Source organism: Thorsellia anophelis DSM 18579 (genome assembly GCF_900111395.1).
Taxonomy (GTDB): Bacteria; Pseudomonadota; Gammaproteobacteria; order Enterobacterales; family Thorselliaceae; genus Thorsellia; species Thorsellia anophelis.
In genome coordinates this window covers 1-12,820 of sequence record NZ_FOHV01000047.1, presented here as the reverse complement: position 1 = coordinate 12,820, position 12,820 = coordinate 1, and the positions used below count along the sequence as shown (strand labels likewise).

10 protein-coding genes are annotated in these 12,820 nt (G+C 36.4%); 5 read left to right on the top strand and 5 right to left on the bottom strand.

Annotated elements, in window-relative coordinates:
* The 5 genes from BMW37_RS14365 to BMW37_RS14350 all read right to left on the bottom strand — a co-directional run.
* Positions 1-847 (bottom strand): hypothetical protein (locus tag BMW37_RS14365; RefSeq protein WP_143047683.1); only part of this gene is annotated, 847 nt, incomplete at its 3' end.
* Positions 848-1,514: 667 nt separating this feature from the next.
* On the bottom strand, positions 1,515-4,907 hold the full coding sequence (locus BMW37_RS14360) for a hypothetical protein (protein WP_093322600.1): 3,393 nt from the start codon (positions 4,905-4,907) through the stop codon (positions 1,515-1,517).
* A gap of 729 nt (positions 4,908-5,636) precedes the next feature.
* Positions 5,637-5,768 (bottom strand): DinB/UmuC family translesion DNA polymerase, encoded by a 132-nt coding sequence (locus tag BMW37_RS16075; protein ID WP_425441804.1) that lies wholly within the window; start codon positions 5,766-5,768, stop codon positions 5,637-5,639.
* Between the two features lie 423 nt (positions 5,769-6,191).
* Entirely contained in the window at positions 6,192-6,476 is a 285-nt protein-coding gene (locus BMW37_RS14355; protein ID WP_093322598.1) for a HigA family addiction module antitoxin, read from the bottom strand.
* An 18-nt stretch (positions 6,477-6,494) separates the two neighbouring features.
* Positions 6,495-6,773 carry a type II toxin-antitoxin system RelE/ParE family toxin gene (locus BMW37_RS14350; RefSeq protein ID WP_093322595.1) on the bottom strand — a complete coding sequence of 93 codons (279 nt, stop codon included), beginning with the start codon at positions 6,771-6,773 and terminating at the stop codon, positions 6,495-6,497.
* Between the two features lie 194 nt (positions 6,774-6,967).
* Here BMW37_RS14350 and BMW37_RS14345 point away from each other — a divergent pair, with 194 nt between their 5' ends.
* From BMW37_RS14345 to BMW37_RS14325, 5 genes are all read left to right on the top strand, one after another.
* The gene (locus BMW37_RS14345) at positions 6,968-7,897 is read left to right on the top strand and encodes a helix-turn-helix transcriptional regulator (RefSeq protein WP_177168692.1); all 930 of its coding nucleotides are present in this window, start codon (positions 6,968-6,970) and stop codon (positions 7,895-7,897) included.
* Between the two features lie 209 nt (positions 7,898-8,106).
* Complete coding sequence (locus tag BMW37_RS14340; RefSeq protein ID WP_093322590.1) at positions 8,107-9,681, top strand: type I restriction-modification system subunit M; 1,575 nt, start codon at positions 8,107-8,109, stop codon at positions 9,679-9,681.
* On the top strand, positions 9,681-10,850 hold the full coding sequence (locus tag BMW37_RS14335) for a restriction endonuclease subunit S (RefSeq protein ID WP_093322588.1): 1,170 nt from the start codon (positions 9,681-9,683) through the stop codon (positions 10,848-10,850). The genes BMW37_RS14340 and BMW37_RS14335 overlap by 1 nt, the downstream gene beginning before the upstream one ends.
* A 12-nt stretch (positions 10,851-10,862) precedes the next feature.
* Positions 10,863-11,894: a virulence RhuM family protein gene (locus tag BMW37_RS14330; RefSeq protein ID WP_093322585.1), complete on the top strand. Its 1,032-nt coding sequence runs from the start codon at positions 10,863-10,865 to the stop codon at positions 11,892-11,894.
* 92 nt (positions 11,895-11,986) lie between these two features.
* On the top strand, positions 11,987-12,820 hold an 834-nt coding region (locus BMW37_RS14325), incomplete at its 3' end, for a type I restriction endonuclease (RefSeq protein WP_245711085.1).

The window sequence follows — 12,820 nt, the reverse complement described above, 5'->3', positions numbered from 1 at the left end:
ACTCTGCTTCTAAAGCTGCTTGCTCTGCCTCTAATTCAGCTTGTCTTTGAGACTCTGCTTCTAAAGCTGCTTGCTCTGCCTCTAATTCAGCTTGTTTTTGAGACTCTGCTTCACTTTGGGTAAGACCTGAATCGGGGTCTGTACCTGAAGTATCTGTTTCACTTTGCTCTCCTGAATTATTATCTTCTATAGTAGGAGTATCAGTCAGATCGCTTCCCTCACTATCATTTCCTTCTTGATCTGTAGGTGACTCTAACTCACCATCATCGCCAGGGGGCGTGTTTGTTTTTTTGTTCTCTCTATCTTCTTGCCTCTGTTCTTTTTTTGCTTCTTTCTCTAATCGTTTAGCTTCTTTTTCCTTAGCTCTTTCAGCAACTCTAATCGCTTCCTTTTCAGCTTCCTCTTGCAATTTTCTTTGAATTTCTAGCTCTTGTCTTTTCAACTCGAGTCGTTTAAATTCAAGCTCTCTGTTTAAACGGGCTAATTCTGCTTGATTATTAGCATTTTGACGCTGATTTTCAATCTGAGCTCGCTCAATCTCTAAACGTTGTCTATCTAATTCTGTTTGTTGATTTCTTAGATTAATTTGAGTTTGTGATATGGTTGAATTCGAATAAGTAGTTTGTCTATATTGTTCATTGCGGCAATTATAAAGTTCATTCGTTGTTAACTTACTTAAGTCATAATCATAACTACTTGGATCGGCATATTTCTCGCATTTATCTTCAACATCACCTAATAAAAGATCGTTTAAAGTACACCCTGATGCAAAGACAGGAGCACTGATAACTACAGCCCAAAGAAGACTTTTTTTAATATATGTAAACTTATAAATTGCTTTGCTCATATGATTCCTTTTATTTATTATATGTAAATTGGATTGCTAAATTAAGTTACTAGTACGAGTATAAAGCAATTTGCATGCCATTTTTTAATTAAAAATCAAAATATCTATTTGCGGATGGCAAAAAAATAAATGTAAATAATAAATTCATAAAGATACGGATAGATTTTATGAGAATAAGATAAATTAAAAAATTGTGTTTTTTTAATTAGTCAGGAAATTGAAAATTAAATCAAGAAAAACAGAGGGTATACAAGTTTTTAAGCGGAATTTGTCTCAAATTAAAGACATAAATTGACAATATATTATAATGTAAAAAAATCAAATGTTTAAATGTCTTAATTTAGCGACAAACTCTAATCTAATAGATTACATATCGGCTTAGACAAGAGTTAAAAAACTGATATAAATGAAAATTCATATATTAATTAATCAACTGGCTTTATTAAAATCATTTAAATAATACAGTTATTGCATGAATAGACTATCGAACATGATGTACTCAATTCAAATAATTTCATCACAATAAAATAAATTATAATTCAACAAGAGCCTATGATTTAAATTACAGAACGTTGATATAATTAGTTTTATTAACAAGGTAATAGTTTGATTAACCATGATGATTAATCAAACTATTTTTACCAAGAAAACGATAAGTAACTAGCGACTAAAGGGACTTAATGCACGCTGTTGCTCTAGCGTTATTCATATTTGCTTCACCAAACCAATCACCATTTGCTGTAATACCAACATAAATCACCTTATCTGTTTTAGTCCTACTTTCAGTCCAGTAATGATTAGTCAACCAATGGTTACCTGACACAGTTGCACCTGTAAGTGGATTATATCGCGTTTGGAACTGAGATAAACTCCCCCACTGACTAAAATAGTCGTTACTTGGATACGTATAGATAATAGCTCTTCCTGCAGCGTTATTAGAAGCACCAAAACTTCTATCTGGATTAGTTGAATCTTCTCTAACACCTGATAACTCTTCTTGCAGCGGTAACCTCAACCCTCTGCTTTCACATAACGCCTTAGCTGGATCATGCCTTAATGTGCTAAGCTGGTTTAATTCTCTTGGCGACACTAGCCATTTATCTAAACTAAAAGAATGTTCTTTTGTTTGGCCATTACGTTCTGCTGTTATGTGAATAATGGTACCTTTAGGTGGTTCAGCTAATAATGTCACCCAACCACTATAATCAACCATAGCATAAGGATTTCTAGATGGTGTGGTATTAGTTGCTGGCAATCCACCATCAATTCTCCACCGCCACTGCCTATTATTAGTCACATTATTTGAATTTGCCTGAGAACTTCCAGGTAAATCTTGTGCCATAAGCAGAAACCTTGCGCCATTAAACCCTAGTGAAGGATAACCTTTACCAAATGCATGCTGTGTTTCAAATCCCTGATTATTTTTAGGATAAGCTGTATAACTTAACTTAATTGCACTCATTGGATTATGCGTTGGTATCCCTAACTGAGCAGTTAATGTATTACCAATATAGACATCAGATTGATTACCAATCGCTTTAGCTTCAAGTGTGACTTGAATAATTGAACCAATATCTTGTGCAGTTATTGTGTAACGGCCTTCTTCTAATTCAAAGGTATCTCTCATGACACCAGATGCTAATTCGGTTGAATCATCTCGGTTAATAACAACTACGCGGTTTTCTCCATTTGGCAAGCTCCAAATTAGATTAGACTGCTCTTTAAAATGACTTTTTCCAGTAAATCCTAAGTCCCAATGATAGGTTAAAAAAAGATCTGTTCCGATAACATATGGTTGATTATTTCTTGATACAATTTTTAAGCTATCAATCTTAGGATAATCTGTTTGTAGAACAGGCTTAATATCTTTAAACTCGTACTTTAAAGTATTCCCACTTTTATTGATAAGATCGTATGCCTGAACAGAAAGCTCCAATGTATAACCAATATCACTTGCCGATACTGTATATTCTGGGATTCTGCCTTGATTTTGAGCCGAAGTTGCTACACCGTAAGCAACTACCTTACCTGTCTCAAGATGCTTCCATTCATAACGAGATTTATCGATCGGATTAGTTCCGGCTTCAAAATTATAAGTAGCAGAAAGCTTTTCACCTAATACAATACCATTTACTGGCAAATTTTCGCTTTGTGTAGACCCAAAGTAAGGTTTTAAATTATCAATATTAGGAGCTATTGCTAGTTCAGTTGATTTAACACATGTGACTCCACGATTTCTAGCAACATTTGTTTCGCCTAACCATGACCCTGTATCAGTTAATCCCATACTAATTGGTCGATTAGTCGTTGTCATACTACTTGTCCAGTAATACTGATGGGCCATCCATAAATTTCCAGAAAGTGCCTTGCCTGTGATTGGATCATATGGCGTGTTGATATGAGCGAGCTTACCCCATTGACTATAAAAACGTTCATCTGGAAATGTGTACACAAATTCATAACTATTACCGTTACTATTATTAGGGTCATTGTTCCTTGCTAGTCTCGGTGTTAATTCTTCTATTGTTGGCAATCTTAGTCCCCTACTATCACAAATATTTTGTGCTTCGGCTAATGGAACTAATTTTAGTGTATTAAGCTCTCTTGATGTCAGTAACCACTGACTAATAGAAAAGGAATGTTTTTTACGAACAGAACCTTTCTGAGCATAGATTTCAATGACACCATCTGACGGAGGCTCACTTAGCAATGTGACAAATCCATTTAAATCAACCATAGCATAAGTATTAATACTAGGTGTAGATGAAGTCGCGATTTCTCCACCATTAACATACCATTGCCAAGTTTTATTGTTATTAATATTATTATTTCTGACGGCAGCTGAATTAGGTTCATCTTGTGCAAAGAGGATAAACCTTGCGCTATAAAATCCTGTTGAAGGGAACCCTTCTCCATATTCATGAACCGTAGTCGCTCCGATTGCATTTTTTGGATACACTGTTGTGGCAAGTTTTATCGCTCTAAACGGCTCTTCTACTTCAACCTCAAACTCTCCATCTGTGGTTTTAGTCACAACTTCCCCTTTAACTATAAAACCATTTTCATGTTTAATCGGCCTAATAGAGACTTCATAAATTTGACCGACATCTTCAGATGTAAGAGCCGGGGAAATCGCATTTAGAGACCCTGTTTCTGATTCAAATAAAGCCTTATCTCTAGTTGTGCCAAATGCGCCCCACCAAAATAAACTTCTATCTTCAAACTCGTAATCAGTATGACTATAAAAATCATACTGAGCAGTTAAACGTCCATTAACTTTAAATTCACCCTCTAAAGTAACATTCTTAATTTCTGGTGAATTAATCAATGGGTTTACAACCCCTCCCCCTGAATAGGTTTCAGTTCTAGCTAATTTTTGCCCAGCATTAATAAAGTCTGATTTTCCTTTTGGATTTTCAATCTGACCAAAATAGTAATCCAAATCCCATACAAACATGGTAGGTCCTTGTGCTAGTGGGACGGTTATTCTTGATGAAGGTCTATAAGAGAAGGCAATTCGCTTACCTATCGCCTCTGAGGGTACTCTTAGACTACTGGTTAAGCTATTTTTAGCGATTGTTCCAGCTGGTAGCAGTGATTCAGGATACTGTGATGAGGTGATTTTTTCACTTAACAAATCTTCCCAGCTATTAACATCATCCCACTGTCCTGTACTCGGCTCTACCATATACCACTCTATATCATGTTTTTCAGCAATACACTCATCTTTATCCGCATCAATAAAATTATATTTACTCTGCCTTATCTTTAATTCAGGTGTAACTTCAATGATATCATTTGTATATTCACATAATTGAGAGTCAATATATAAAATAGAACCAACTGTCAAAACTGGATTACCTTGACTATCAAAAAGCGTTTGATTATCTAATTGAATATTAGCACCAATAGAATGTATATAAGGCTTATGCCCAATAACTTCTTTGGTCTTGTTACTATGGGCATCTTTTATTGAATTTTCAATTGCATTAGCAAAGCCAATTGTTATCATATTTATAAAGATGAAAAAATAAATAAAGCACTTAATTAAATAAACCACTTAACACCCTCAATTAATTAAATTCATAATATTGACTCTAACCAAAACAATCAGAACTCACATCTTAACCAATGAAAATAAATAATTATTCAGTCAGAAAAAAAATAATAAATTAGCTGCAAATAAAAAGAATAATCCTTAAAGATTAAGCTAGCAGATAAAGCAAAATCAATCAATCAGGCGCATTATTGACTTATAATTATTTATTGTCTTATATCAATAAAACGATTATTGATTAAGATTTTGTAAAGATAACGTTGATCAACCAAATTAAAAAAGAAATTTATAATAGATAAGCATATAAGATTAAATGCTTTATTTTAAGAAAAATATTAAACCTACCAAACAGGGTTATAATTTATTTTTTATCTCGATTGGATAAAAAAATGTATTGTACTGTAAGCAGATGACTTGTTAAAATTCTGAGAAAAATTAACTCATAATAACTCAAATTTTATTTATTAATTAAGTTTGCTTAATTATGCAATTATAACCAATAATAAAAAATGATTAGCTCACTGAGTACTGTTTTGCATTTAATTAAAAATAAACATAGTATGATAGTCAAATCAGTAAAATGAATATATCATAGAGCTTATTCTAGATTCTAAATTTCCATGTTTGGTTGATCCCTTGGCTGGAAAAAAAATCGTGTAAGACACTTTTTTGATTCAAGCTATCTAAAGCATTCATGAGCTTATTGTTGCGTTAGTGGTTATCAAAAATATCTTATTGCCAGTGAAATTCATCCACAAGGTCAGTTAGCATTACGCCAGCTTTTGCGTACCGAAATCCGCTTTGGTAAATGGAATCTAAACAGGTTTGAGCGGTTTTTAATAATTCGCGCCTATTATTATTCAGACATATTTCACTATGCTTGATTGTACTTCCATGGTTGTAAATAGTTCTTTCAGCTACTCAATTGCTAAAGGCGGCTCGCTAGTATGAACGATGCGGTGGCAATTAGGGCATAAGTAAATTAGATCATAGAGAGTAGTCATCGTTTGTCCTGTTAATGAAAGTAGTCTCTGATGGTGACAATCGCTAATAAATTTATCATTCACACATATACGGTACGCAACCTTGGCAGGTGATGTCATCTCTTTTTTTGCATCTTCAACCAATAGCTGGTTACGACTTAATATCTGCCGTTCTTGTAACAGAAAGATTCTTTTTATTTAGCGCTTAGTCTCTAATTCCTCGATGAATATGTCAACTTAATTGACTGCGGAACAATAGAAGATAACCCAACCAAACCGCTTGGTTGGGTTATCTTCTATTGCATTATTCAAAATTGAAAAGAGGGCGAATAGAAGGCCGGGTATGTTTGAGTGCTTGTGATAAATCATAGTCTGCTTGCATCGCTAACCATGCTCTTGCCGTACTTACGCCAGCTAGCTCAAGTCTAATTGCTAGATCAGGGCTAATCGCGGCTTTACAATTAAGTACGCGAGAAAAAGCCACACGTGACATACCGAGTCTTTCAGCGGCTTCTGTCACTGAAATTCCTAATTCAATTATCACATCTTCTCGCAATAATTCGCCTGGATGGGGAGGATTCTTCATCATATTTCTTTACTCCTAAGCTCAGTGATAACCCAAATAATCAATAAGTTCAACATCGGCACCATTAAAACAAAAGATCACTTTCCAATTGCCATTAACTGTAATAGACCAATACCCCTTGAGCACTCTTTTCAATTGATGTAAACGAAAGGAAGGAAAGTTTAAATTAGCAGGTAAAGCACATACATCAAGTGCCGCAAGTATACGGCTCAATTCTGATGTGTGAGATACTTGAATACCTTTTGTCGTACCACTAAGGTAAAATAATTCAAGCCCTTTATGTCGAAATCCTTTAATCATGTTCTGAGTGTATCTTGTATCGCTACACTTTACAATTTCACAATCAGAGACTAGCTACTTGAGAAGAATAAAAATTAAGCCATTTTTCCGTCCCCAATCTTTACAAATTCCCCGAAACAACTCCTTACATAACGTTTCAGTTCTGCTATGATATAACCTAATCCTTATAATTGAAAAAATTCATGGTAGGAAGCATGACAGGTAAAACAACAATTATCTATCCGACGCTCGCCGATGTACCGCAAAGTACGCGAAATCGATTGGCGTTTATTGATTATTTGTTGCATTTTTATGGCGAAGCGAATCGCAATGATATTATCTCAAGGTTTAATATCTTTCCAAATCAAGTGACTAAAGATTACATTCATTACCGCAATCTTGCGCCTAAAAACATTGCCTACGACAAACAACGCAAAGTTCATGTCCGTACTCCGACGTTTTCGCCGTTTTTTGAACATCACATACCGAAACTTCTCTCTTCTATCGCGCAAGGGTTTGGTGATGGTGTCGATAATCTCGTTCCAAGCCCAATTGCGGTTGCTGAATTACACAGTTTAAGTCAGCCAAACGAAGCCATCGTGGCTGCTGTAACGCGTGCGATTCACAAACATAGCCCATTAAAGATACGTTTTATCTCTCTTTCCAGTGGTGAAACCGAGCGTGAAATTGTGCCACATGCATTAGTGAATAATGGTTTGCGCTGGCATGTGAGAGCTTATGACAGAAAGCATCAAGCGTTTCGTGATTTTGTACTCACGCGGATCCAATCAGCCGAAGTGGTCTTCGAGCACCTTTGTCAATCACTTTGCCTCACTGAGCAACCATTACCCGAACAGGAACAAGCCATCAGCGACAGTGCATGGCAAACCGAAATCACCTTAGAGGTTGTGCCACATCCGAGTATCAAATATCCATCTGCGATTAGGCTCGATTACGGTATGGAAAACGGCGCAAGACTCATCACCATCAAACAAGCGTTAGCGCCGTATTTATTAAGGTTATGGAATGTCGATTGCAGTGCGAAAGGTACGCTAAAAGGTGCAGAGTTTCATTTGTGGTTAAGGAATAGCAATGCTGTCAGCAAAGAGATTGAGATGGGGATTGTGCCAAACGGATTGTCGTGAAGTAGGTTCCATAACCAAGCGTAACGCAACAAAACAACATAAAACCAAGGATGGTAAAAAATGGATGCTATGGATAGCGATAGAACAATTGATAAAACCTCAATTCCTCAGATGCATCTGACAGGTTTCGGGGGTACCGTTGCCCGAAAAACACCTGAATTTATCAAGAACGTATTGAACAAATCAAATTAACAAAACAGGAAAAAGTCATGACAAGTACGCAACAACGAGCTGAACTGCAACGCCAAATTTGGCAAATCGCCAATGATGTTCGAGGCTCTGTTGATGGTTGGGATTTTAAACAGTATGTCTTAGGTACACTGTTTTATCGCTTTATTAGTGAGAACTTTGCGCTCCATATCGCGAATGGCGATGATTCTGTGAATTATGCAGAAATGGCAGATAGCGATGTGCCTGATTTTCTGATTGAAGATGCGATTAAGACTAAAGGCTACTTTATGTATCCGAGCCAACTTTTCGTGAATGTTGCCGCAAATGCCAATACCAATCCGAACTTAAATACGGATTTAGCGTACATTTTTAAAGAAATTGAATCTTCTGCGAATGGTTATCCGTCTGAACAAGATATTAAAGGATTATTTGCTGATTTTGATACCACCAGTACGCGTTTAGGCAATACCGTTGCGGATAAAAATAGCCGTCTAGCGGCGGTGTTAAGAGGCGTTGCAGGATTAAGCTTTGGTAACTTTGAATCGAATCAGATTGACCTGTTTGGTGATGCGTATGAGTTTTTAATCTCCAACTATGCCGCTAATGCAGGGAAATCTGGTGGTGAATTTTTCACGCCACAGCATGTCTCTAAATTAATTGCACAACTTGCGATGCATGGACAAAAAACGGTAAATAAAATTTATGATCCTGCCGCTGGTTCTGGCTCATTATTGCTACAAGCCAAAAAGCATTTTGATGCACACATCATTGAAGAGGGATTTTTCGGGCAGGAGATCAATCATACAACGTATAACCTCGCGCGAATGAATATGTTTTTACACAACATTAACTACGATAAATTCAATATTCAGTTAGGTAATACGTTATTAAATCCCCACTTTTTAAATGACAAGCCGTTTGATGCCATCGTTTCTAATCCGCCCTATTCGGTGAAATGGATCGGTTCAGATGATCCCACGTTGATTAATGATGATCGTTTTGCGCCAGCTGGCGTACTCGCACCAAAATCCAAAGCAGATTTTGCGTTCGTGTTACACGCACTTAATTATCTTTCCAGTAAAGGCCGCGCCGCAATTGTGTGCTTCCCCGGTATTTTTTATCGCGGTGGTGCGGAACAAAAAATCCGTGAGTATTTAGTGAAAGAGAATTATGTTGAAACGGTGATTTCCCTCGCCCCAAATCTGTTTTTTGGTACGTCAATTGCGGTGAACATTTTAGTGTTGTCCAAACACAAACCAGACAATACCACGCAGTTTATTGATGCCAGTGAACTGTTCAAGAAAGAGACCAACAATAATATATTGACCGATAACGATGATGAGAATAATCTGGGGCATATTCAACAAATCCTCAACGTATTTGCCAGCAAAGAGAATATTGAACATTTCGCTAAATCTGTCAGTAACGAAGAGATCGCCAATAATGATTTCAATCTTTCCGTCAGCTCGTATATCGAAGCTAAAGATACTCTCGAAGTGATTGATATCAAACAACTCAATGCAGAACTAAACGTTACCGTCAAAAAAATCGATCACCTCCGCAAAGAGATCGATTTAATCGTTGCTGAAATCGAAGGCGAGGATGGTGAGTGATGGATAAATCCAATTATTTAGCGAAGTTGCTTGAAGGTGTTGAGGTTGAGTGGAAACCTCTAAAGAAAGTAGCTGAAATTGGAACGGGCAGTTCAAACAGACAAGATGAAAAAGAAGATGGTATATATCCATTGTTTGTTCGTTCTAAAGATGTGCTTCATTCTGATAAATTTGAGTTTGATGAAACTGCAATCATTATTCCTGGCGAGGGTGGCATAGGTGATATATTTCATTTTGTAACTGGTAAGTATGCTTTACATCAACGGGCTTATAGAATTCATCTTGTGAATAATTTCATAACTCCGAAGTTTCTTTATCATTTCATGAGAAGTAATTTTAAAAAATATATATTGATGAAAAGTGTTGGGGCAACTTCAATTTCAATTAGAAAACCGATGTTAGAGAATTTCGAAATCCCAATCCCACCAATCGAAATCCAAAACGAAATTGTCCGCATACTTGACGCTTTCACTGAGCTTACCGCTGAGCTTACCGCTGAGCTTACACTACGTAAAAATCAATACAATTATTATCGAGATAAATTACTTAGTTTTGATGAGGGTGAAGTTGAGTGGAAAACACTTAAAGATGTGGCTTTAGAATTTGGGAGAGGAAAGTCTAAACACAGACCAAGAAATGATCCAAATTTATATGGAGGTAATATACCGTTTATTCAAACTGGAGATATTAGAAATGCCTCTCATATCATTGAAAAATATAGTCAAACATATAGTCAATTAGGTTTAAATCAGAGTAAATTATGGCCCAAAGGAACTCTATGTATCACGATAGCTGCTAATATTGCTGAAACAGCAATCCTCGGATTTGACTCATGTTTTCCTGATAGCATTATTGGCTTTTTAGCTGATCCCAAAAGATGTAATGTGGACTATGTTGAATACTTGCTATCTTCTTGGAAGACTAAACTTCAAGCAAAAAGTTCTGGAAGTGCTCAGGAAAATATAAATCTTTCAACTTTTGAAAACTTACTTTTGCCATTTCCTTCACTAAATAAACAAGAAGATATAGTAAATTTGTTAAAAAATTTTGAATTACTTACAAACTCAATCACAGAAGGCCTTCCTCGCGAAATCGAACTACGTCAAAAGCAATATGAATATTATCGGGATATGTTGTTAAACTTTCCTAAACCTACTCATTCACTATAAGGATATAAATGAATGGAACAAACCTCACTGACACTAAAAGATGAAACTACAGAATTTTTACTTTATACGGCACCAAATGGTGAGATAAAAGTTGAAGTGTTGTTGAGTAATGAAACGATCTGGATGACACAAAAACGCATGGCGGAATTGTTTGGTGTCGGAAAGGCGGCTATTTCTAAGCATCTTGATAACATCTATGAATCAAAAGAATTAAATAAAGATGCAACTGTTTCCATTTTGGAAACAGTTCAATCTGAAGGAACTCGCCAAGTTAGTCGTAAATTAGAATACTACAACCTTGATGTGGTCATTTCAGTAGGTTACAGGGTGAACTCTACTCAAGCAACGCAGTTTAGAATTTGGGCAACTCAGCTTATCAAAGAGTACATCATCAAAGGATTTGCGATGGATGATGATCGCCTCAAAAATGGGCGTTACTTTGGGAAAGATTATTTTCATGAACTACTTGAACGTGTGCGTTCAATCCGTGCAAGTGAAAGACGTATCTACCAACAAATCACAGATATCTTTGCAGAATGTAGTATCGACTATGATCCCAAATCTGAGATGACAAAACGTTTTTATGCGCACGTCCAAGATAAATTCCATTTTGCTATTACCGGCCATACAGCAGCAGAACTTATTGCGCTAAATGCTGATGCGAACAAGCCGATTATGGGCATGCAAACCTTTAAAAATGCCCCGAATGGCAGAGTACTAAAATCGGATACCGTAATCGCCAAAAACTATTTAACCGAATCCGAAATCAAAAAACTTGAGCGTGCGGTGACTGCTTTTTTTGACTATATCGAAGGTATTATTGAACGGCGTAATACCTTTACGATGCAGGCATTTGCTGAAAGTGTTGATAAGTTTTTGACCTTTAATGAATATAAAATACTAGAAGGATTCGGCACGGTAGATCGCAAAACTGCTGAACAAAAAGCCTTTGCAGAATATGAAAAATTTAATAAACAGCAGAAACTTGAATCGGATTTTGATCGTCAGATGAAGAAATTACTTAATCATAAACCATCAAATTAAGTCCAACGATGAAACGCATTGCGAACGGAATGGCTTTGCTGATTAGACAGAGTGGACTTAAACACATCATGTAAAATACTAGGCACCCAACTATGACAGCAAGCAAAACCATCGCCCAGACCAATAATTTTATCGTCTTAGATAAATACACGCAGATCACGCAAACTGGCAAAGGCCATCAAACTGAAGAGCAATTAGAGAATGAACTGATTGCGGATTTGCGTAATCAAGGTTATGAGTTTATTGCGGAGCTCACTACGCCAAAACAGCTGTTAGCGAATGCTAGAAAGCAGTTGCAGGTGTTGAATAATACACAATTTACAGATGTGGAATGGGCGCGGTTTGTTGAGGAATATTTGGATAAAAGCAGTGATAACCTCGTTGATAAAACACGAAAAATTCATGATGACTATATTTATGATTTTGTCTTTGATGATGGCCATATTGAAAATATCTACTTAGTTGATAAAAAGCAGATCGCGCGGAACAAAGTCCAAGTGATCAAACAGTTTGAACAAACTGGCACACATGCGAATCGCTATGATGTCACCATTTTGGTGAATGGTTTACCGCTTGTGCATATTGAACTGAAAAAACGTGGTGTAGCGATTCGTGAAGCCTTTAACCAAATTCACCGTTATAGCAAAGAGAGTTTTAATTCTGAAAACTCGCTCTATAAATACCTGCAACTGTTTGTGATCTCTAATGGCACTGATACACGTTATTTCGCCAATACCACCAAACGCGATAAAAACAGTTTTGATTTCACGATGCATTGGGCGCGTTCTGATAACACCGTTATTCGAGATCTGAAAGACTTCACTAAAACTTTCTTCCAAAAAAACACGCTATTAAACGTGCTGTTAACCTATTCTGTTTTTGATGTCAGCGATAAATGTCAAGCGACCTGTCCGATTTTTTTACTG

Coding starts and splice junctions, on each gene's coding strand:
- BMW37_RS14355 (WP_093322598.1), bottom strand. CDS start 6,476: ATGATGAAGAATCCTCCCCATCCAGGCGAATTATTGCGAGAAGATGTG.
- BMW37_RS14350 (WP_093322595.1), bottom strand. CDS start 6,773: ATGATTAAAGGATTTCGACATAAAGGGCTTGAATTATTTTACCTTAGT.
- BMW37_RS14345 (WP_177168692.1), top strand. CDS start 6,968: ATGACAGGTAAAACAACAATTATCTATCCGACGCTCGCCGATGTACCG.
- BMW37_RS14340 (WP_093322590.1), top strand. CDS start 8,107: ATGACAAGTACGCAACAACGAGCTGAACTGCAACGCCAAATTTGGCAA.
- BMW37_RS14335 (WP_093322588.1), top strand. CDS start 9,681: ATGGATAAATCCAATTATTTAGCGAAGTTGCTTGAAGGTGTTGAGGTT.
- BMW37_RS14330 (WP_093322585.1), top strand. CDS start 10,863: ATGGAACAAACCTCACTGACACTAAAAGATGAAACTACAGAATTTTTA.